This window comes from Allorhizocola rhizosphaerae, assembly GCF_003426775.1.
Classification (GTDB): domain Bacteria; phylum Actinomycetota; class Actinomycetes; order Mycobacteriales; family Micromonosporaceae; genus Allorhizocola; species Allorhizocola rhizosphaerae.
In genome coordinates this window covers 1-20,867 of record NZ_QJUG01000153.1, presented here as the reverse complement: position 1 = coordinate 20,867, position 20,867 = coordinate 1, and the positions used below count along the sequence as shown (strand labels likewise).

General features: G+C 68.1%; 21 protein-coding genes and 1 tRNA gene. 8 read left to right on the top strand and 14 right to left on the bottom strand.

Features of this window, described 5'->3' with window-relative positions:
• The 6 genes from DM816_RS28070 to DM816_RS28045 form a co-directional block, all read right to left on the bottom strand.
• Positions 1–872 (bottom strand): serine/threonine-protein kinase (locus tag DM816_RS28070; protein WP_162907917.1); only part of this gene is annotated, 872 nt, incomplete at its 3' end.
• On the bottom strand, positions 872–2,401 hold the full coding sequence (locus DM816_RS28065; RefSeq protein ID WP_117213396.1) for a penicillin-binding transpeptidase domain-containing protein: 1,530 nt from the start codon (positions 2,399–2,401) through the stop codon (positions 872–874). The genes DM816_RS28070 and DM816_RS28065, both read right to left, overlap by 1 nt.
• A gap of 61 nt (positions 2,402–2,462) precedes the next feature.
• On the bottom strand, positions 2,463–3,905 hold the full coding sequence (locus DM816_RS28060) for an FtsW/RodA/SpoVE family cell cycle protein (protein ID WP_117213395.1): 1,443 nt from the start codon (positions 3,903–3,905) through the stop codon (positions 2,463–2,465).
• A 19-nt stretch (positions 3,906–3,924) separates the two neighbouring features.
• Positions 3,925–5,313: a PP2C family protein-serine/threonine phosphatase gene (locus DM816_RS28055; RefSeq protein WP_117213394.1), complete on the bottom strand. Its 1,389-nt coding sequence runs from the start codon at positions 5,311–5,313 to the stop codon at positions 3,925–3,927.
• A complete protein-coding gene (locus DM816_RS28050; RefSeq protein ID WP_117213393.1) occupies positions 5,310–5,789 on the bottom strand; it encodes an FHA domain-containing protein FhaB/FipA in 480 nt (159 codons plus the stop codon). The genes DM816_RS28055 and DM816_RS28050 overlap by 4 nt, the downstream gene beginning before the upstream one ends.
• A gap of 7 nt (positions 5,790–5,796) precedes the next feature.
• On the bottom strand, positions 5,797–6,597 hold the full coding sequence (locus DM816_RS28045; RefSeq protein ID WP_117213392.1) for an FHA domain-containing protein: 801 nt from the start codon (positions 6,595–6,597) through the stop codon (positions 5,797–5,799).
• Between the two features lie 240 nt (positions 6,598–6,837).
• Here DM816_RS28045 and DM816_RS28040 point away from each other — a divergent pair.
• From DM816_RS28040 to DM816_RS28025, 4 genes are all read left to right on the top strand, one after another.
• Positions 6,838–6,923 (top strand) — tRNA-Leu (locus DM816_RS28040).
• Positions 6,924–7,287: 364 nt separating this feature from the next.
• Positions 7,288–8,331 (top strand): MerR family transcriptional regulator, encoded by a 1,044-nt coding sequence (locus DM816_RS28035; protein ID WP_117213399.1) that lies wholly within the window; start codon positions 7,288–7,290, stop codon positions 8,329–8,331.
• Between the two features lie 9 nt (positions 8,332–8,340).
• On the top strand, positions 8,341–9,471 hold the full coding sequence (locus DM816_RS28030) for a MalY/PatB family protein (RefSeq protein WP_246002321.1): 1,131 nt from the start codon (positions 8,341–8,343) through the stop codon (positions 9,469–9,471).
• A 146-nt stretch (positions 9,472–9,617) separates the two neighbouring features.
• Positions 9,618–9,860, top strand: a complete 243-nt coding sequence (locus tag DM816_RS28025) for a WecB/TagA/CpsF family glycosyltransferase (protein WP_246002320.1) — start codon at positions 9,618–9,620, stop codon at positions 9,858–9,860.
• On the opposite strand, the gene DM816_RS28020 is transcribed toward DM816_RS28025, so the two are convergent.
• On the bottom strand, positions 9,857–10,108 hold the full coding sequence (locus tag DM816_RS28020) for a hypothetical protein (protein ID WP_162907913.1): 252 nt from the start codon (positions 10,106–10,108) through the stop codon (positions 9,857–9,859). The two genes, DM816_RS28025 and DM816_RS28020, sit on opposite strands and share 4 nt — an antisense overlap.
• Before the next feature lie 245 nt (positions 10,109–10,353).
• On the opposite strand from DM816_RS28020, the gene DM816_RS28015 reads away from it, so the two are divergent.
• A complete protein-coding gene (locus tag DM816_RS28015) occupies positions 10,354–10,995 on the top strand; it encodes a hypothetical protein (RefSeq protein ID WP_117213389.1) in 642 nt (213 codons plus the stop codon).
• 112 nt (positions 10,996–11,107) lie between these two features.
• Here DM816_RS28015 and DM816_RS28010 read toward each other — a convergent pair whose 3' ends face one another.
• Together DM816_RS28010 and DM816_RS28005 are read right to left on the bottom strand one after the other, a co-directional pair.
• Positions 11,108–11,341, bottom strand: coding sequence for a DUF397 domain-containing protein (locus tag DM816_RS28010; RefSeq protein ID WP_117213388.1), 234 nt, complete (start codon positions 11,339–11,341; stop codon positions 11,108–11,110).
• Positions 11,326–12,207 carry a helix-turn-helix domain-containing protein gene (locus DM816_RS28005; RefSeq protein WP_117213397.1) on the bottom strand — a complete coding sequence of 294 codons (882 nt, stop codon included), beginning with the start codon at positions 12,205–12,207 and terminating at the stop codon, positions 11,326–11,328. Before DM816_RS28005 ends, DM816_RS28010 begins: the two co-directional genes overlap by 16 nt.
• Positions 12,208–12,595: 388 nt before the next feature.
• Between DM816_RS28005 and DM816_RS28000 the strand changes: the two genes are divergently transcribed.
• Positions 12,596–12,844 (top strand): hypothetical protein, encoded by a 249-nt coding sequence (locus DM816_RS28000; protein WP_117213387.1) that lies wholly within the window; start codon positions 12,596–12,598, stop codon positions 12,842–12,844.
• A gap of 157 nt (positions 12,845–13,001) precedes the next feature.
• Positions 13,002–13,277 carry a hypothetical protein gene (locus DM816_RS27995; RefSeq protein ID WP_117213386.1) on the top strand — a complete coding sequence of 92 codons (276 nt, stop codon included), beginning with the start codon at positions 13,002–13,004 and terminating at the stop codon, positions 13,275–13,277.
• A 16-nt stretch (positions 13,278–13,293) separates the two neighbouring features.
• Here DM816_RS27995 and DM816_RS27990 read toward each other — a convergent pair whose 3' ends face one another.
• Positions 13,294–14,034 carry a PASTA domain-containing protein gene (locus tag DM816_RS27990; RefSeq protein ID WP_117213385.1) on the bottom strand — a complete coding sequence of 247 codons (741 nt, stop codon included), beginning with the start codon at positions 14,032–14,034 and terminating at the stop codon, positions 13,294–13,296.
• A gap of 18 nt (positions 14,035–14,052) precedes the next feature.
• Complete coding sequence (locus tag DM816_RS27985) at positions 14,053–14,700, bottom strand: PASTA domain-containing protein (RefSeq protein ID WP_162907916.1); 648 nt, start codon at positions 14,698–14,700, stop codon at positions 14,053–14,055.
• 70 nt (positions 14,701–14,770) lie between these two features.
• Here DM816_RS27985 and DM816_RS27980 point away from each other — a divergent pair, with 70 nt between their 5' ends.
• The gene (locus DM816_RS27980) at positions 14,771–15,706 is read left to right on the top strand and encodes a hypothetical protein (RefSeq protein WP_162907915.1); all 936 of its coding nucleotides are present in this window, start codon (positions 14,771–14,773) and stop codon (positions 15,704–15,706) included.
• Here the strand turns inward: DM816_RS27980 and DM816_RS27975 are convergent.
• The 3 genes from DM816_RS27975 to DM816_RS27965 all read right to left on the bottom strand — a co-directional run.
• The gene (locus DM816_RS27975) at positions 15,623–16,783 is read right to left on the bottom strand and encodes a CapA family protein (protein ID WP_117213382.1); all 1,161 of its coding nucleotides are present in this window, start codon (positions 16,781–16,783) and stop codon (positions 15,623–15,625) included. The genes DM816_RS27980 and DM816_RS27975 overlap by 84 nt on opposite strands.
• A gap of 171 nt (positions 16,784–16,954) precedes the next feature.
• On the bottom strand, positions 16,955–18,430 hold the full coding sequence (locus tag DM816_RS27970) for a glutamate-cysteine ligase family protein (RefSeq protein WP_117213381.1): 1,476 nt from the start codon (positions 18,428–18,430) through the stop codon (positions 16,955–16,957).
• A 542-nt stretch (positions 18,431–18,972) separates the two neighbouring features.
• The coding region (locus tag DM816_RS27965) for an ATP-binding protein (RefSeq protein WP_162907914.1) at positions 18,973–20,867 on the bottom strand (1,895 nt) is incomplete at its 5' end.

The window sequence follows — 20,867 nt, the reverse complement described above, 5'->3', positions numbered from 1 at the left end:
GTCACCGGCGTGCGCACCTGCTGCGCGACCGGCTGGCGCTGCGCCGGGATCGGCGTGGCCGCCCCGCTTGCGGCATGGCGCGCCGCGACGGCGAACGCCTCGGCCGACGGCCAGCGCCTGGCGGGCTCCTTGGCCATGGCCCGCTCGACGACCTGCCGGATCGGCAGTGGCACGTCGTCGGGCAGCGGCTTGGCCGTGCCGGTCACGTGCTTCATCGCGATCTCCAACGGCGTGTCCCCGTCGAACGGACGGCTGCCCGCAAGGCATTGGTACGCAACAACTCCGAGCGAGTACACATCGGACAGTGCGGTGGCCTTCTCGCCCGCGGCCTGCTCCGGAGACAGGTAGGAGGCGGTGCCGAGCACGGCCCCGGTCGCGGTCAGCTGGCCCGCTGCCGCGGAGCGGGCGATGCCGAAGTCGGTGAGCACGAGCGTGCCGTTGGGCCGCACGAGCAGGTTGCCCGGCTTGACGTCGCGGTGAACGATGCCCTTCTCATGCGCGGCGTGCAGGGCCTCGGCGGCCTGCGCGACCAGTGACATGGAGCGCGCCGAGGTCAGTCGTCCCACCCGGTTGAGCGTCTTGGACAGTGGCTCGCCCTCGACGTACTCCATGATCAAATAGGCGACCTGGTCCATCCCGAAGTCATAGATGCGAACGACGCCCGGGTGGTTGAGGGTGGCCATGGTGCGCGCCTCGGCCCGGAAGCGCTCGGCGAACCCCTTCTCCTCCAGCAGCGCGGTCAGCATGATTTTGATGGCCACGGTCCGGTCGAGCACCTCGTCGGTGCCCCGCCAGACGTCGCCCATGCCGCCGCTGGCGATGCGCTCGTCGAGTCGATAGCGCCCGCTGAGCAGCACACCCGAGGAGACCATCAGTTGCCCGCCTTGTCTGCGATCACTCCGCGCATGACCTGTTGCGCGATCCGGGCGGCCTCCGCGCTGCCGCCCCTGCCCGCATTCTCCAGGAACACCGCAACCGCCGCCACGGGCTGACCGTCCTTGAGCGCGAACCCGACAAACCAGCCGTGCGAGCTCTCGCCGTTGTCGCCCGTCTCGGCCGTGCCGGTCTTGCCACCCACAACCACCCCGCCGATGTCCCTGATCCTGGCGTTGCGGCCGGTACCGTTCTCGACCACGCTGATCATCATCTGCTGCAGGTTTTGTGCGACGGCGGCGTCGCAGGAGCGTTGTAACGGTTTGGGATCAGCGACATAGTGGCTGGTGGTGTCGGCGCCGATCAGCTGCTGCACCAGGTACGGCCGCATCTGCTGGCCGTTGTTGGCCACCGCGGCCGCGATCATCGCGCCCTGCATCGGGGTCATGACCACGCTCGCCTGGCCGATCGACGACAGCGCGATCGTCGGCTTGTCATCGCCGCCCGAGCTGGTGGTCAGCTTGCCCAGGACGCTCTCCGACACGGTCGGTCCCGCCTCGATGCCCTTGCCGTTGAGCCGCCCGACCTGGACGTCCTTCTGATAGAAGCCGAACCTGGTGGCGGTGTCGGTCAGCTTCTTCGAGCCCAGGTCGACCCCGAGCCGGGCGAATGCGGTGTTGCACGACACGGTCAGCGCCTGCTTGAGCGTGATCTGCTCGGGGCAGTTGACGCCGGAGGCGTTGGGAATCTGATGGCTCGTGCCCGGCGCCTGGTAGGTCGCGCCGCCCTGCAGCACGGTCTCCTGGTTGGCCCCGCTCTCCATGGCCGCCGCCGCCACGACGATCTTCATGACCGAGCCGGGCTCCTCGATCTCGCTGATCGCCCGGTTGGCCAGCGGCTTGTCGGGATTGGCCAGCAGCTGGTTGTACGCCGCCTGCGCCGCGTTGACGTCGTGACTGGACAGTTGATTGGGGTCGAAGCTGGGCATCGACACCAGTGCCTTCACCGCGCCGGTCGCGGGGTCGAGCGCCACCACCGCGCCCTTCTTGGCACCCACCCGGTTTCCGTTGAGCTCCTTGAACGCCTGTTCCTGCGCGGTGGGCGAGAGGGTCAGCAGCACGTTGCCGCCGGCCGTCTGCTCACCGGTGAACAGGTCACGGAACCGGTCGCCGAACAGCTTGTCGGACGTGCCCGCGAGGAAGTCGTTTTCGGACTGCTCGATGCCGCTCGCCCCGATGTTGACCGGCTTGTATCCGACGATGTGCGCATATTGCTGCGCCGTCTGCTCGGGGTAGCCGCGCAGGTATTTCAGCTCATCGTCGGTTGCCGAGCTCACGGCGAGCTGCAGCCCGCCGGCCAGCATGATGACGCCGCGCTGGCGCTTGTATTCATCGAGCATGACCCGGCGGTTGTAGGGGCTGGTGCGGTATTCGTCGGCCTTGTAGGCCTGCACCCAGTTGAGGTTGATGAAAAGCATGGCGAAGAGCACGAGCACCACCACGCCGACTCTCCTCAGCGGCGCGTTCATGAACGGGCACCTCCCAGCGTCACAGCCGCCGGTCCGCGCGCAGCATCCATCGATGGCGCAATCATTGCCGCGCACCTCCCAGCGTCATGGTCGCCGGCGTGCGTGCCGCATCGGAGATCCGCAACAGGACAGCCACCAGCAACCAGTTGGCGACCAGCGAGGAACCACCGGCCGACAGGAACGGCGTGGTCTGTCCCGTCAGCGGGATCAGCTTGCTCACCCCTCCAATGATCACGAACACCTGCAGGCCCAGGGTGAACGCGAGCCCACCCGCCAGCAGCTTGCCGAACGAGTCCCGCACGGTCAGGCCGGCCCGCAGGCCGCGCTCGACCACCAGCAGGTAGAGCACCAACAGCGCGGTCAGGCCGAACAGCCCGACCTCCTCGCCGATGCCCGCGAAGATGAAGTCGTTGCGCACCTCGGGCACCAGCAGCGGGTTGCCCGCGCCCGGTCCGGTGCCGAACATCCCGCCCGTGCCCAGGCCCATCAGCGACTGGCTGAGCTGGTAGCCCGACTTGTGCGGGTCTTCGAACGGGTCCAGCCACACGTCGACCCGCTTGCCGAAGCTCGCGAACGGCCCGCCCGCGGTCTCGGCCAGGAAGTAGGCCAGGCCCGCGCCGCCGAAGAACAGCAGCAGACCGATGATCAGCCAGCTGACCCGCTCGGTGGCGATGTATAGCGTGACCACGAACATGCCGAAGTAGAGCAGCGACGTGCCCAGGTCCTTTTCGAACACGAGCACCATGAGGCTCATCACCCAGACCACGAGCACCGGACCGAGGTCGCGCCCGCGCGGGAAGTCGATGCCCATGAAGCGGCGGCTCGCCAGGGCCAGCACCTCGCGCTTGCGCACCAGGTAGTACGCGAAGAAGGCGAGCAGCGCGAGCTTGGCGAACTCGCCCGGCTGGATCGCGAACAGGTCGCCGAACTTGATCCAGAGCTTGGCCTCGTTGACCTCCGAGATGCTCGCCGGCAGGAGCATGGGCAGGATCACGAGCACGATGCCCGCCAGGCCCAGTGTCCACGCGTACTTGGAGATCTCGCGGTGGTCGCGGATGAACCACAGGAACACCGCCGCACCGAAGACCGCGATCAGCGTCCAGATCAGCTGTTTGCCGCCGTCGCCGGTGAAGATGGTCAGCGCTTCGCGCTCGGGCGCCTTGACCCGGCCCAGGTCGAGCCGGCGCAGGAAAGCCACGCCCAGGCCGTTGAGCAGCGCGACGGCGGGCAGGAGCACCGGGTCGGCGAACGGCGCGCGAAAGCGGATCACCACGTGCAGTGCGGCGAAGGTCGCCCCCAGGAGTCCGGCCGGTACCCAGAAATCAGGGGTTATCTTGCCGAGCATGTTGGCCTCGACCGCGGCCAGGTACGCCGCGACCATGATCATGCCCAGGATGAGCAGCGACAGCTCGGTGCGCCGGGTGGCGCGCGCGGCCTTGGGCACCCTCGGGACCGCCGGGACCACGACGGGCGTGGCGGCGATCGGGGTGGCTGGCGTGCTCATGTAGATCTCACTGTCTGGCTTAATTCGACCTGCACGGGACCGGGCTGGCCACCACGGGTTCGTTGGGCTGGGCACTGACGGACGGCTCGACGGGATCGGCCGAAGTCGTCGGACTCGCGAACGGGTCGGGCGTGGCCGTTGGCGTCACCGACGGGGTCGGGCTCGGCGAGGGGGTGATCGTCGGGCACACCGGCAGCAGGTTCACATTGGACGGATCGTTGCGGATCAGCTCGCTGAGCCGGGCCTTCGCGTCGGCCTCGTCCTTGGCCTGGATGCCCTTGCGCACCTGGTCCTGCGCGACCGCGGTGAGGTTGTCCAGGCGCATCGGGCTGATCTCCTCGACCTCGGAGAGGTTGAACCCGGCGAGTTGGCCCGGAACCCCGCGAAAGATCGCCACCTGGCCGTTCTCGGTCGCGCCGATGTAGTAATGCGATTGGGTGTACCGCCACGTGAACCAGATGCCGCCCGCGAACAGTCCAAAGAGGACGACCAGCACGAGCGTCGCCCGAACGGGGTGCCGGCGGGGCGGCCGCGCCTCATCGGTGATCTCGACGGCCGGCGCGGGTGGCCGCGGCGGCGCGTTGAGCTGCGAGGCCCGCGCGGCCGGCGTCGACTCGAATTGGTTGGAGGCGTTGACCGCACGGTCGGCGCTGGCCGCGCCACCCACCACGGGCGCCTGCTCCACGATGTCGTCATCGGACGCGTCCGCCACGATGATCGTGATGTTGTCGGGGCCGCCGGCCCGCAGCGCCAGCGCGAGCAGCCGGTCGACGCACTGCTTCGGGTCGACGTATTCGCGCAGCGTCTCGGCCATGGTCTCGGCGCGCACCACGCTGGACAGGCCGTCTGAGCAGATCAGGTAACGGTCGCCGGGCAGCACCTGGCGCACCGAATACTCCGGCTCGACATCGCGCCCGTCCATCGCCTTGGTGATCAGTGAGCGCTGGGGGTGCGTCGCCGCGTCCTCCAGCGTGATCCGGCCCTCGTCCACCAGGATCTGCACATAGGTGTCATCCTTGGTGATCTGGGTGAATTCGCCGTCGCGCAGCATGTAGGCGCGGGAATCGCCGATATGGACCAGGCCCAGTTTGCTGCCCGAAAACAGCATGCCGGTCAGCGTGCTGCCCATGCCGTCCAGGCGCGGATTGGCCTCGACCGTCTCGCGAAGCTGCTGGTTGGCGACGCCGACCGCGCTGCGCCAGGCGTCGATGAGGTTGTCGGGGGGCACGTCATCGTCGAGCGGAGAGATCGCCGAGATGACGATGTTGCTGGCGACATCGCCGGCGGCCATGCCGCCCATGCCGTCGGCGACGGCGAGCAGGCGCGGGCCGGCATAGACGGAGTCCTGGTTGCCGTCCCGGATGAGGCCGCGGTCACTACGTGCCGCATAGCGGAGGGTCAAAGTCATGGCCGTAACTCGAGGGAAGTGCGGCCGATCCTGATCGGCACGCCGAGGGGTACGGGGGTAGGACCGCTGACCTTCGTGCGGTCCAGATACGTGCCGTTGGTGGAGCCCAGGTCTTCGAGGACCCACTGCCCGTCACGGGGGATGAGCCGGGCATGCCGCGCTGACGCGTAGTCGTCGGTGATGACGAGCGTGGAATCCTCCGCTCTGCCGATCGTGATCGGCGCTTCGCCTAAAGTGATCTTCGTGCCGGCGAGCGCACCGGCGGTCACGACGAGCTGGTGCGCGGCGCGGCCCTTCCTGACCTTAGCCGGACGGGCCCCCGCCGCCACATTGACGCCGCGGGGCGCGGCGACGAGCCGGCCCGCACGCGAGCCGGCGAACAGGTCCCGGCGGATCACACCCACCACCGTGAACACAAAGATCCACAGCAGGACGAGAAACCCGAACCGGGCGGCGGCGAGGACAATCTCAGGCAAGGGCTGCTCAGCCGTCCACTCGGAACGTCAGCGTCGTCGTCCCAAGCTGGATCATGTCACCCGGGTTGAGGGCGACCGCTGAGACACGCTGACCGTTGACCATGGTCCCGTTGGTCGAGCCGAGATCGGTGAGGACGACCTGTGACCCGTCGAAGTCGAGCCGGGCGTGGCGGCGCGAGATGCCGACATCGGGCAGGCGCATGTTGGCCTGGTCACCCCGGCCGATCACGGTCTGGCCGATCGCCAGCGGATAGGTCCGGCCGTCGCCTGAGACCAAACGCACATTCCGCGCACCGCCCGGACCAGGCGGCGGGCCGCCCTGCGGGCCCATGCCCTGCGGCTGCTGCCCATAGGGCGGGTAGGCCGGCGGGGCATCGTATTGCGGCGGGGGTGGCGGCTGGTGCTGATCGGCCGTGTAGACCTCGGCCGACACGCGGAACATCCCCGTGTCGAGCCCGTCCCCGCGCTCGATCTCCACGATCACGTCGCCGTAGACCGTCCAGGCCTGCTCACCGATGAACTCCGCCTGAGACTGCGCAAGCTCCTGAGCGAGCGCGGCCGCATAAGGCGCGAGGCGGCTGTGGTCGTAGGGCGAGAGATCGATCACATAACGGTTCGGCACGAGCGTGCGCCCACCGACCAGGATGGCCTTGTGGGCCTCAGCCTCACGCTGCATGGCGTTCAGGATCTCCACAGGGTGCACGACACCCTTGAACACCTTGGCAAAGGCGCCCTCTACTAGGCCTTCCAGGCGTTTCTCAAAGCGTTGCAACACGCTCACCGGCTCCTCCTCGGGTTCCGAGGACATGATGCTATCTGCCCTCAACACCCCGCGTCTGCGCCAAGTCCTCCCGATGCCGTGGAGGACACATCTAACCTGCTCATCCGTCGTGATAATGTTCCTCGGTCCCCCACCGGACAAACCGATTGGCGGTGGGGTCTTGGCATAGCGTAGGCTGTGCCCGCACCAATCGGGAGGTCCACTCCCGAGCCGGTGCGCTGCCTCGGGCAGAGATATTCTCTTCCCTTGGCAGAGGCAAGGCTGCCAGGGGAAGTGGCGGAATGGCAGACGCGCACGGTTCAGGTCCGTGTGCCCGAAAGGGCGTGAGGGTTCAACTCCCTCCTTCCCCACCACGCTAAGTGGCGTAATTGGTCTTGGAGTGTCAACTTCAAGACCGTTTTTATTTGGGTACTCGACCAGCGCTCACTTTTTCGACCTAGTCGACTATTTTGAGGCATTGCCGGCAGCGTTGATCTCGGCGTGTCGCGGTTCCAAGGCTGTGGTCGTGGATGGCGCGAGTTGGCGCGCATTTGATCAGCTGCGCGGTGTCAGGTGTGGCCGCGAAGCCGGCTCGCAGGTGGTGCCGTTCAAGCAGCGCGCAGGTGACCACCCTTGCCCTGCCACCGACCGCGATTCACGCCTTCGGCGCCACCGACGCATCCGCCTGCGAACTCCAAGCTTGACCTTGACCTTGGGGGAAGCCACAGGATGGGCGGTGTGGAGCTGCTGACGATCGGTGCGTTCGCCAGGGCGGCCAAGCTGACCGCCAAGGCGCTGCGCCTGTACGACGAGTTGGGGTTGCTGCCGCCGGCCGCGGTCGACCCGGAGTCGGGCTACCGGCTCTACCACCCTGGCCAGCTGGAGCGAGCCCGGCTGATCGCGCGGCTGCGACGCATCGGCATGCCGCTGGCCGAGATCGCGACGGTGTGCGGGCTTGAGCCCGCCGCCGCGGCCGAGGCGATCTCGGCGTTCTGGGGGCGGGTCACGGCCGAGACGGCGGCCCGCCAACGCCTGGCCAGTGTGCTCGTCGAGGACCTGACCGGGCAGGTTTCCACGATGGACGTGCGTTACGCCGCGCGTTGCGACAAGGGAGCAGTGCGGGACAGCAACGAAGACACGGCCCATGCGAGCCGGCGGCTGTTGGCCGTGGCGGACGGGATGCGCGGGCCGGGCGGGGCGGCGGCAAGCAGCGCGGCCGTCGACGCGCTCAAGCCGTTGGAGCTGGCCGAAATCCCGGCCACCGAGCTCCTGGCGAAACTGGCGGAGGCGGTGGCCGCGGTCGACACAGCGTTGCGTGCGGCCACAGTCGACGATCAGCAGCCGTTCACCACGCTCACGGCGATGCTGCGTGCCGGTTCCCAGCTGGCGCTGGTGCACGTCGGCGATTCGAGGGCATACGTGTGGCGTGGCGGCGAGTTGTTTCAGCTGACGCACGATCACACCTATGTGCAGACGCTCGTCGATCAGGGAAGGCTCACCCGCGAGGAGGCCGTGGCACACCCGCAGCGGCCCTTGTTGGCGCGGGCGCTCGGGGCCGGTGGGCAGCCGGTCGAGGTGGACCTGGCGCTGCGCACGGCCCTGCCGGGCGATCGCTACCTGTTGTGCTCCGATGGGCTGTCCGCGTTCGTCGATCGCGATTCGATCGCGGCGACGCTGACCGAGCCCGTCGAACCCGATCAGGTGGTGCAAAAGCTCATCGATCTCGCCTACGCCCAGGGCGCACCGGACAACATCGCTTGTGCGGTCGCCGATTTCGCGTAGGTTCGAATCGTGATCTCACCACTGCGTGACATCGAGCTCGCGGATCTGCGGGGCCACCGCACGAGCCAGAAGTGGCGCAGCTATCCGCAGGATGTGCTGCCCATGTGGGTGGCCGAGATGGACACCAGGCTGTCGGAGCCGGTCAAACAGGCGCTGCTTGAGGCGATCGAGGCCGGTGACACGGGCTATGCCTTCGGCACGGACTATGCCGAGGCCATGGCCGGGTTCGCGAAGCAGCGCTGGGGTTGGGCTGTCGAAATTGGACGGACGCGGCTCATGCCCGACGTCATGATGGGCGTGGTCGAGCTGCTGCGGCTGGTGACCGAGCCGGGCGACGGGGTCGTGATCAGCCCACCGGTGTATCCGCCGTTTTACATGTTCCTGCGCAGCATGGGCGTCAGGATCGTCGAGGCGCCGCTGACGCCGGACGGGCGGCTCGATCCGGACGCGCTGGATCGCGCGTTTGCCCAGGCGAAGGCCTATTTGCTGTGCAATCCGCAGAACCCGACCGGCACCGTCCACACCCGACAGGAGCTGGAAACCGTTGCGGCGCTTGCCGACACGCATGGGGTCAGGGTGGTTTCCGACGAGATTCACGCGCCGCTGACGCTGAATGGTGCTGTCTTCCAACCATTTCTGGCTTTATCCGGTACCGAAAAATGCTTCGCTGTTTTGTCCGCGTCCAAAGCCTGGAACCTTGCCGCGGTCAAGGCGGCCGTGGCGGTGGCGGGCGAGGCCGCAGTGGCAGATCTTGAGCGAGTGCCCCCGGAGGTCGGTGACGGCGTCAACCATCTCGGCGTGATCGCGCACGTGGCGGCGCTGCGCGCGGGCGGCCCGTGGCTGGACGGCCTGCTGTCCGACCTGGACCGCAACCGCCGCCTGCTGGGCGAGCTGCTCGCCGAGCACCTGCCGATGGTGCGCTACCGCCCGCCGCAGGCCACCTATCTGGCCTGGCTCGACTGCCGCGACCTGGGCATGAGCGACGCGCCGCAGCGCCTGTTCCTGGAGCGGGGCCGTGTCGCGCTGAACCCTGGTCCCACGTTCGGCACGGGCGGCGACGGGCACGTGCGCCTCAACTTCGGCACCTCACCGGAGATCGTCGCCGAGGGCGTGCGCCGGATGGCGGCCGCGATCGAATAGGCAGACAAAACCGTCCGATTTTGACGATGAGGCCACCGACACCCGTGGTCCCACCGCAGGGCAGGCGGGCGGGAGAAGCAAGCGCAACATTCTGGGCGTGCTCGTCGACGCATGCGACTACGCCGCCGCCATGTCGGAGACCATCGATGCTCGCGGTGGGCGCGGCCTTCGCGTATCACGCGGGGGACCTGCCGCGCCCACCGAGCTGGATGCAGCGCCATGCACTGGAGTGGTTGTGGCGCCTTGGATTCGAGCCACGCTTGCTGTGGCGGCGCTACCTGCCGGCCAGCCCGGCGTTCCCGGCCATGCCCGGCGCGCAGAAGGCAGGGATGTGGCGGGCCGCACCGCTCCCGCCGGCCATCGAGCGGCCGGCGAGCTTCTCCATCTAATTGCGTACGTATATGAGATCGAGCACCGCACGGGCGGCCTCGAACCAGCGGTTCATCCATTCGGGCGACGGCTGGGAGCCCTTGGGGGGCAGCTCCATCAGCAGGCCGCGCATCAGCGGATGGTCCACCAGGGATGTCTTGTTGTTTCCGTCCAGCCAGCCCTCCTCGAATCCATCAAGTGCGAGGGAGGGAACCGGCTCAAGGGGTTGGTATGAATTGACCTTCGTTGCGTGTTCCGGCATTGCCATTCGGCTTCCTTCATATTCTTTCGGGGCAGTCGTCCCAGTGCGGCTTCTGTCGGCGCGTTGCCGCTACTGAGCTGGCGTTATCTGATACAACGACCGCAACCGAATCGAGGCGACGGTCCATGCCGCCGTCACCTCACCGTCACCTCGCGTTCGTTGATCTGTTGTGCAGTTCGTGCGGGGGAACAATGGCCATCGAGGCTAGGTGCGGGCATTACTGCGCCTCCTGTCATGGCGTCACTCATCCGGTGCCTGCGGTCCCGACCGCACGGGCACCGGTCGACGATCGGGCGACGGCGGGTGCGCTCGACGAGATCGGCGACGAGGAGCGCTGGCTCTGGCGCCTGGTCGTTGACGCCGAGCGGGTGAGCGCCCTCGCCCCACCCGCACCCGACGCGGACCGGCTGGCATGCGCGGAGCAGCGATACGTGGCGGCGTGCCAGGCGGAGCAACGCATCCAGACGCGGATCAGGGCCACCGAGGCGGCGTTGGCCCGCCCGGGATCATGGCTGCGCCCCGCGCACCGCTCCGCGCTTGCCAAGCACCTCAAGGAGGATCGCGCTGCCGCGGTGCTAGCCGCCGTCCAGCGTGGACGCGTCGAGGAGGTGCTCAACCGGCTGCGGACGGTGGCTGCGGCACACGCGAGCTACCTGGCCAAGCACCACGCCACCCTGGCCGCGGGGCGCAACGCGCGGGCCGAACTGGAACGAATCTTCGATGACCTCATCGACGGCTACGCACGGCTACAAGCCCCGCCGGCCTGGTTCCGGTTTGGACTCGGCTTCCCGCCACCGCCCGGGGCACAGCGCGAATGGCTCGCACAGGCCCGCGAAACCCTGGCCCAGCGCCGCAGGCTCGCCATCGAACAGCCCCATTGGCCGGAAATGTAATGGTCAAGGCGCGGCCGAACGCCGCGCCTTGACCATGTAACACCTACTTGTGCGAGCAACTGACGTGACGGATCGCCCGACTGCGCGGCGACGCGTCACCACTGTGCGGACCTCACAGATCGAATTCGCCGTCTTTCACCCCGCCGACAAACGCGTCCCATTCGCCCTGGGTAAAGACCAACACAGGGCCAGTGGTGTCCTTAGAGTCACGCACGGCTATGGCTTCACCAACAAAGGCCACTTCGACACACATGTCGGTGTTGCCGCCACTCCGCGTGCTCTTGCGCCACCGTGCTCCACTTAGGTCCAGCTCGTATCCCTTGTGGGAACCTACACCCTTTTCCATCTCGGCTCCTCCGCCAGAAATGCGATCCGCTTCACGGATTCCTCGGGGCTAAGTGCCGCCTCCCGGAGTCTATCGAAAATATTCTCGTAGAACCTCAGTTCGCGTTCCTTCTCCAGGAACAGGCCGCCGGTCGCGTTCTCGGCGTAAACGAGGCTGGAACCATCCGACTCTGCAAAGTCGAGAATCGCAAAGGTTCCCTCCATCGCCGGGTGGGCACCCGCCTCAAACGGCAACAGTTGTATCGTCACGTTCGACATGGACGACGCGGATTCACACAGCCGCAGCATCTGCGCCTTCATGACCTCGTCGCCACCGACCGGGCGACTTATGACAGCCTCGTCCAGCACCACCTCGAATTGAAGCGGATTCTCGTCCTCTCGTGTGAGCAACGACTGGCGACCGAGACGGACACGGACTCGTTCCGAGATTTCTTCGGGACGAGCGTTCGGATTGCTCGTCCGAAACATGGCCTCGGCGTAGTCCTTCGTCTGCAGCAGCCCCGGGACCACCTGGTGCTCATAGGCGCGCACCCGGCTGGCCGCGTTTTCGTTGCCGACGTAGGCCGACACCAGGACGTTGCTGTAGGGGTGCCACCAGCTGCGCTGGCGTTCATGGCGCCGGGCCTCGCGGGCCATGTCCATGATGTCCATCGCGTCCTGGCCCGTCACGCCATAGATCTCCAATAGATCACGGACATCGCGCATCCCCACAGAGCTGTGACCGGTTTCTATTCTCGAAATTTTGGACTGCGAACACTCCATGAGCTCAGCGACCTGTTCGAGGGTCATGTTGTTTTGTTCGCGCATCTTGCGCAGCGTCAGACCGATCCGGCGCCTGCGCATCACCGGCATCTGTTGGGTTGCCACGGTCCGCACCTCCGCGACGACAAATTCGGCGGCGCTTGTGCCGAGCGTCGCCGAACAGGGGGAATTTCCTCCGCCGTGCGAGCATGCGCCGCCAACCCGGCATAGTTCAAGCATCCGAACGCACAAATCGGCGGGAGCGGCATGGTGGTGTCTAATCACCACAGGTGTGTCGCATACCGGACGAACGACACCGGGGCTGAATTTCCAATGTGCAACTTGCATCGATCACGATCATCGTGCATTGTGTCTGGTATAGCACGGTACCCGTTGATCGGGCGATTGGCGTCATCCCCGTTTGACGGTGTGCTATCCACCCCCCGCCAGTGCTAACGACCATGCCCTCGGCTGTGCACACCTGCGGTGCGACAAAGGATGGAGAAGCAAGATCATGAGCCCACAATCCGGAGACATCGTCCACGTCACGCGCGATGCCAGCGTCCAATTCCTGCGGCCCATGATGTTCCGGGTTATCCGAGTCCACGACTGGCCCACCTACGAAGGGTGGATGTGGCTCGACGGATACCAGCTCAACACGGCGGGGGACGCGGTCGAGCGCCGGTCCATCTTCGTGCAGGAGGCCGGGCTCAAAAAGCTCGCCGGCCGCGACACGCCACGGGTGCTCGCCGCAGCCGCTTGATCTTCACCGCGGGCAACTCTTTTGTAGGCACGGCACGCCACGCGAGTCATCTTCGCGAATTCGCCGGTTTCCCAAGGCGAATGGTGCTTACGATCGAAGAACCCTGACAGTTGGAAACCCTCGCCGGGCCCGGGCGTCAGCACCTGGGGACGGCGCCATGGACGAACCACCGAGCACCCAATATCGACCGCGACGACTCACCGCCATCTGCGGGGCCGCACTGGGCGCGGCGCTGTTCACGCCCGTGCCCGCCACGGCGGACGACATCGGAAAGGCTGACGCACCAACGGTTGACGTGGCCTCGACCGTCCAATCCATACAGGCACTCGATCCGGACACCCTTGCCCTGTCCCTCATCTCCACCGGGCTGATCGGTCTCGGGCTCGCGATGGGCGGACTCGTCATCGTCGCCCATCGCCGCAGGCAGTATTGAGCCGTTTCAGTGGACGCTAGCCCGGCCCCGCCGATCCCGTCGGCGTCGGCCTGGTGGTCGGCGTCGGGTCGGACTGACCAAGCGAGATCACCAGCACCACCGTCGTCAGCCTGGGCACCTGCGTGCCCGCCGCGGGATCCGTCTCGATCACCGTGTCGCGCGGGGCGTTGGACTGCTTGAAGTCCAGGCGGTAGCTCAGGCCTGCCGCGTCCAGCTTGTCCGTGGCCTGGGTCCGCGTGTCGCCCACCAGGCGGGGCACCTCGACCAATTCGGGTGACGGCGAGGGCGTCGGACTGGGCGGGGCCTGCGTGGTCGGGGTGAGCGGCGTGGCGCTGGTCGGCACGATCGGTCCCGGCGTGTCCGTGATCTGCGGCTCGGGCGTGGTGTCCCGCCCGAACAGGTATGCGGCCAGGATCACCAGCCCGACCAGGCCCAACGTCACCAAGCCCAGCAGCAGGGGCGTCCACCACGTGCGCCCGCGCACCGGCACCGGCGGCTCGGCACCCGGGTATGGGGTGGAGCCGCGCAGGCCCGGCTGGGGAACCTCGGCCCGGCCCTCCCACGCCGTGGCCGCGGGCGGCATCACCTGCGTGTGATCGGCCGGGGGCAGCTGGGTCGTGGCATCGTCGCCGGGGGTCAGGCGTGTGGTGGCGGCATCGTCGGGTGCCTGCCCCGCCTGCTGCTCCGGAGCATCCGGCTCAGCGTCCGGCTCAGGCTCCTGCGGGTTGGGCCGTTCGGTTCGATCCTGGTCACCCATCCATGCAGTCCTATCACGTCAGCGCGACACGGTGCCCGGCGACGCGCTCGTGGAGCAGTAGAGCTTCACTTCCGCGTTCCAGGGCAGCTCGGTGCCGACGGTCGGCTCGACCCGGTAGACCGTGCCCTTGTCACCACTGGGATAGCTGTCGATTCTCAGCCCGGCGTCAAGCACCCTGTCCTTGGCGTCCTCCTTGCACGGCAGGCCGAGCACCTGTGGGACCTTCACCTTCGGGACCGGGCCGGTGACATAGAGCGCGATCGCCCAGCCCTTGAGGATCCAAACGTCCTTCTCCGGATCGGTGCGCACCACCGTCCCGTCCGGGCGGCCGCCCGGCTGGTTGAAGTGGACGTTGACCGTGAGGCCCAGGTCGCGCCCCTTGCGGCGGGCCTGCAGGTATTGCTGGCCCACCAGGTCGGGCATCGCGAAGGCGTCTGACGGCCGCGTGGTCGGGGTCGTGGTGGCGCGGGTGGGCGAGGGCGTGGGCGTCGGCGAAGGGGTCGGCTTTGGAGTCTCCTGCGTCACGACCGGGCTCGGGCTCGGGTCCAACCCCAGGTCCGTGCGCTCGCCGTCGGCCACGAGCCAACCGGTCGTCCAGCCGACGATGCCGAACACGATCAGCGTCGTTGCGAAGGCGGCCATGGTGCCGTGGCTGGGAACACTCACGTAGGAAGAGTAGACGGTGGGTACGAGTCGGGTTCGCGTTGATCCCTGGGCCTCGGATAAGGTGCGCGACATGCCCCCGTCCAAGATGGTACGAGCCATGGCCATCGCCGTCGCGGTCGCGGCCGGCGCTGGAGCAGCCCAGCTAGGGGTCGGTTACGGCCTCGGCATCTTCTCGTGGCTGCCGACGGTGCACGGCGTCGACGACGCGGCGTGGCTCGCGAGTCTCGCTTGGACGGTGTGGATTTCGTCCCTTTCCGTGGTGCTCGGCACGCTGATCGCCGACCGTGTGGGGATGCCGACAGTCGGCATGTCGTCATTGGCCAAGCTGCTGTGGCGGGGCGTGCTCGCGCTGGCCGCGGGGCTCGGCGGGCTGATCGTTGTCGCGCTGACGGCCGTGCCGTCGCGGGTGGCGCAACGCGCCGACACGTTCGCCCCGCACCTGATCGTCGGCGGCTACGCGATCGCGGGTGTCCTGTTTGGACTGTTCATCGCGCTCACGGCGGTGAGCTCGCGGCCGATCGCGTACAACATCATCCTCACCAGCGGATGGATGTGGCTGCTGGCCACCGTGGCGACCGCCGACGCGCTGGCCGGGGGCGGGCAGCTGCGCGTGGCCCAGCTCGGGGTGTGGCAGGTGACGTCGAATGGGCCGTGGTTCCACAGCATCTACCTGCCAGGCGCGGCGTTGGCGGCCGGGTCGGCGATCGCCATCGGCGTGTGCGCGGCCTGGGTCGCGGCGAGCCGGGGCGCGGGTCGCATCGGGGTGGCGCTGTCCGGTGCGGCGGGACCGGCGGTGGTCGCGACGGCATACCTACTGGCGGCGCCGGTGCTGGTGAATGTGCGGCCGGAGCAGCTGTCGGCCCATCTCGTCGCGCCCTATGCGGTGCTCGCGGGGCTGGTGGGCTCGGTCTGCGTGGCGCTGCTACCCCGCTTCCGAGGCGCCGAACACCATGAGCCCGCCGGCGGCGGCACCGCGCAGCCGGAGATGGCCGGCGATCCGGTCTAGCGTGGCCTGATACGTCTTGCGGGTCGCGGCCGGGAGTGCCTCATCCGCGACGGCTCTGGGCAGCTCGATCACGCGCAGCTTCGGGGTCAGCTGCAGCCACGTCGGGATGGCCTCCGCCTTGGTGACCCGCCACAGGCGCTCGGCCGTCTCGGTCAGGGTCAGCCGGACCATCACGCCCTCACGGTCCTTGTCGTTCTGCGGCGTCGGGCGGGCGACCTGGTTGCCGAGCCCGTAGATGGCCCACTTCTCCCCGATCTGCTCGACCGCCTGCACGGAGTGCGAATGGTGGCCGAGCAGGACGTCGATCTCGGGCCCGGCGAGCACCTCCTTGGCCCAGCGCTCCTGGTCGGCGTTGGGGGTGTGCTTGTATTCGGTACCGGCATGAAGACTCAAGACCACGATGTCGGCTTGAGATTCCCGGGCTTTGCGCGCCGCGGCCTTGATGGCCGACGGGTCGATGAGGTTGGCGGCCCATTCCTTGCCTGCCGGGGGTTTGAGGCCATTGAAGCCATAGGTGTACGAGAGGTGAGCCACCCTGACCCCGCCGACGTCATAGATCTTCGGGGTGGCGGCCTCCTCCGCGGTGCGGGCGCTGCCCGCGTGGCCGAGGCCGGCGGCGTCCATCGCGTCGAGGGTGCGCTTGATGCCGTCAAAACCCTGGTCCAGCACGTGATTGGAGGCCGTCGAGCAGCCGTCGAAGCCCGCCTGCTTCAGCCCGTCGAGCAGCTCCGCCGGCGCGTTGAACAGCGGGTAGCCGCTGGGCGCGGCACCCGCCGGGGCGATCGGTGTCTCCAGGTGGCACAGCGCCAGGTCGGCCGCGCCGATGGTCCCGCTGACGTCTTCGAAGATGGGCGCGAACGCATAGCCGTTGCCGCCGCTGTCGGAGCGCGCCTGCTCCCACACGGGCGGGTGCACGATGACGTCGCCCGCGGCCAGAAGCGTGATCTCACGCAGGGTTGCGGCCGACGGAGAGATCATGGTCGGGATTTCCGCTTGCCCGGTCGAGGTGTTTGTCCGCTTGGTGAGCCCGCCCAGGACCATGCCACCGCCCAGCACGACGATCACGATGGACGTCATGAGCGGGCAAAGACTCACGCCGCGTCTGCGGCGCAACCTCCTGCGTGACACCGAATTAGATTACTGCAAAACTGTCGATTTAAGCCTGGCGGTCGCGTGAGGAGGCGAAACGGCGTCCGCGGCCACCTCGGCGCCCGCGGGCGCCGAGGCGAGACGAGCCGCGGCAACGAATCACAACTCGGTCGGCCAGGTGTGCACCGGCTCGTTGGACCGCTGGAACTTCACATACTGCGCCAACATGGCGCGAAGGGCGGCGGGCCGGGTGTAGCCGCGAGCCTCCAGCAGGCGCACCATGTCGACCTGCCACGTCGCCCCCGTGCGTTTGGTGCGACATCGCTGCTCGATGATGCCCAGCATCTTGTCGCGCAGCCCCGCGTGCACGCCGAACCGGTCAAGGCCCTCGGCGGCGCGGGGCAGGAGCGTGTCGAGCAGCAGCTCGTTCACCCAGACCTCGCCCTGGCGGGGCCACCACACGGGAGCGTTGATCCCGCGGCGGGCCGCGGCGTGGAAGTTGTCCTCGGCCACACTGAACGGCATCTGCGTCCACAATGGACGATCGTCCTCGGCGAGCGCGCGCACGAGCCCGAAATAGAGCGCGGCATTGGCCATCATGTCCACGACGGTCGGCCCCGCCGGCAGCACGCGGTTTTCCACCCGCAGGTGCGGGCGGCCCTTCATGATGTCGTACACGGGCCGGTTCCACCGATAGATCGTGCCGTTGTGCAGGCGCAGCTCGTGCAGCTTGGGCACGCCGCCGGAACGGAACACCTCCAACGGGTCCTCGGGGTCCGAAATGGACAGCAGCGGCGGGAAGTAGCGCACGTTCTCCTCGAACAGGTCGAAGATCGACGTGATCCAGCGCTCGCCGAACCAGACGCGCGGCCGCACGCCCTGCGCCTTGAGCTCATCCGGCCGCGTGTCGGTCGCCTGCTCGAACAGCGCGATCCGGGTCTCGGCCCACAGCTGGTGACCGAACAGAAAGGGCGAGTTGGCTCCGACCGCCACCTGCACGCCGGCGATCACCTGCGCCGCGTTCCAGTGGTTGGCGAACTCGCCGGGGGCCACCTGGAGGTGGAATTGCAGGCTGGTGCAGGCGGCCTCGGGCGCGATCGAATCGGTCTGCGTGTGGAGGTGGTCCAGGCCGCGGATGTCAAGCGTGATCTGATCGCCGCGGACCGAGAGGATCTCCTCATTCAAAACGCGGTACCGGCCGTCGTGCGAGATGTTGGCCAAGGCGGTGTGATCGGTGGTCAGCGTCGGCAGCACACCGATCATCACGATCCTGGTGTCGAAGTTGGCCGCGTGCCGGTTGGCCCGGGTGATCGCGGCGGTGATGTAGTCGTCGTAGCCGGCGAGACCGTCCTCGGCGATGAGGCGCGGCGGCACATTGAGCTCCAAATTGAACTGTCCCAGCTCGGTCTGGAAGACGGGATCGTTCATGCTCAGCACGTCGGTGTTGCGCATCGTCGGCTGGTAGTGGGAATCGACGAGGTTGAGCTCAATCTCTAAGCCGGTCATCGGGTGGTCGGAGTCAAAACTGAAGTCGTCCAGCATCAAGGCGAAGACATCCAGGCAACGGCGCACCTTGTAGCGGTACCGCGCCCGTTCCTCGCGGCTGAACGTGCCTTGCGCGATCTCCTTACCCATGCTGTCCTCCCCGACGCACGGTGACCGAGTGAACCCTCAGAGTACTTTCCGCAGCCGACAATCGGATCGGTGGGTTACATCTATATCCCGCTCAGCGGACCGGCAGAAAGCCCGGCAGAAACCGGCGTGGGAAACCCGGAAAGCATCCGAAATCAGGATGAACGGGTGGCAGGCGGTTGCTACCGTCGAACCCCTTGGGGAGGGACGACCGCCTGCGCGTTTGCGTCACGGCGGCGGGCCAGGAAGCCCTTCGCGGGCTACGCGGGGGCACAACTCGGCGCGGGCGGAGACGACGGGGAGACAGGGGCATCGTCGGGGGGCCGCCCGCGTTCGAGCCGGCCCATGCTGCTCGTTGACTTCAGTCAACTTCGGCATGGGCCGTTAGGCCAGCCACGGGGCGACCCCGCGATCGTTCATGATCGGCGCGGCGACGGGGCCAGCTGAGTGTGGCGACCGCTGGCCCCGTGGGGGGCGTGCCCGTGCGAGTGCATGGGCCGGGGGGTGCCGCCCGAGTTGAGCGCCCCACACCCCGACGGTGCGGGTCAGGGTATGGGGCGCTTGGACTCTTCCCTTGTGTCCAACTGAGCCTGTTCCCACGCGGTGAGGGTGATCCCCGCGGTGAAACACAGTTCGTCTAGTTGAGCGCGCGCAGGCTCCGGATCGTCACTCATGCAGATCAGGCCGACGAGAGCCTCGGCGATGTCGCGCTGATCGGCCAGCCGGTCGGAGGCCTCGGCCGCTGCCGCGTACCAGTTTGCGGCGAGTGTGCGCTGTCCGCGCCGGCGCGCCAGGGTGGCCTCGATCATCGAGCAGTCCCAGTCGTCGTCGGGCTCGCCGGTCTCGTCCGACACGGTCAGCATCGCGCGCAGCTCACCGAGCGTCTTCTCGGCCGCCTCCAGCTGACCGTTGAGCGCGTAGGACAGCCCGATCACACCGTGCAGGCGCCTGCGCTGGTTGGGGTGGCCCAGCTCGACGAGCATCTCGGAGGCCTGCAGCCCGACCTGGATGGACTCCTCGTAGCGACCGTCCAGACGCAACACCTCGGCGAGATTGGCACGTGCCAATGCGCGCAGCTGGTGCTCGCCGCACCGCGCCGACAGCCGATCCACCGCGGCCAGCCGCCGCTGTGCCGCCGCGAGGTCGGCGATGCGCAGGTCATGCCAGATGAGGTTGTTTTGGGCCACGGCCATGTCGCGCACCCGGCCGGTCTTGGTGGCCAGCGCGAGCGCGGCCTCCCCGTGCCGCCGGGCCTCCCCGTAGGACCCCGTCGCCTGATGGATCACCAACAGCAGTGTGCGGGCCGCGAGCTCGCCCGTGACGTCGCCCGCCCGGGTGAACTCGTCGAGCACCAGCTCGGCCCGCGCCAGCTCCTGCATGCCGGCGCCGTGCTCGGTGGCGAGCTGGGCCACACCGAGCTGTGCCCATCGGCGCACCGACGGGTCGGCGTCGGTCGTGCGCGGGTCGTCCACGAGTCGCTGCAGCCATTGCCTGCCCTGCGGGTCGCGCCCCCGGAACCGCCACCAGCGCGGCAATTTGGACGCCAGATAAAGCGCCGTATGCGGGTCGCGCTCGTTGGCGTAGGCCAGCGCCGCCCACAGGTCGCTGGCCACATCGTCGAGCTTGGCCACCGCGGCGGGCAGCGCCGCGCCCACGAGCTCGGGTGCCGTACGCGCTGCGAACCGCGCGAAGACGATGGCGTGCTGCCCGCGGATCTCGGCCAGCTCGCCCGCGGCCTCGGCCTGCTCCAGCGCATAAGCCTTCACCACGTCGAGCAGGAAGAACCGGAACGCACCGGCCCCACGGACCTGCACCAACCCCAGCTCCACCAGCCGTTCGAGGATCGGCACCACGTCCACCTCGGGCCCGAGCATCTCCTCGGCCAGCTCGATGGACCACCGATAGCCGAACCCCGCGAACCGCCGCAGCGCCCACCGCATGGTCGGGTCGAGCAGCCGGTAGCTGGCCGTGACCACGTCGCGCAGCGTCGTCGTGGCGTCGGCGTCACCGAGCTCCAGCAGCCGGTGCCCATATCGGGCAAGCATCTCGTTGGGTTCAAGCACCCGCCCCCGCGCCGCCGCGAGCTCGATCGCGAGCGGCAGCCCGCCGAGCCGCCGCACCAGCATCACCAACGCATCCACATCGATCGAAGCGGGCACGCTTCCTCGTGCCTGCTGCCACCGCGCCAGGAACAGCGCGCTGGCCGGGTAGCGCCGGATCTCCGCAAGCGTCCGCGCCTCCGCCGGGGGCACGGCCAGCGGAGAGACCGGCCACACGGTCTCGTTGAGCAGTCCCAGCGGGGCCCGCGCCGACGCGATCGCCCGCAGCCGCGGGGCCAGCGCGGTCACCTCCGCCAGCACGGCCGCGATCACCGGCCCGGCCCGGTCGACGGCGTCGACGAGCAGGAGCACGGGCTCGGCCAGGCGCGCGGGCAGCTCGC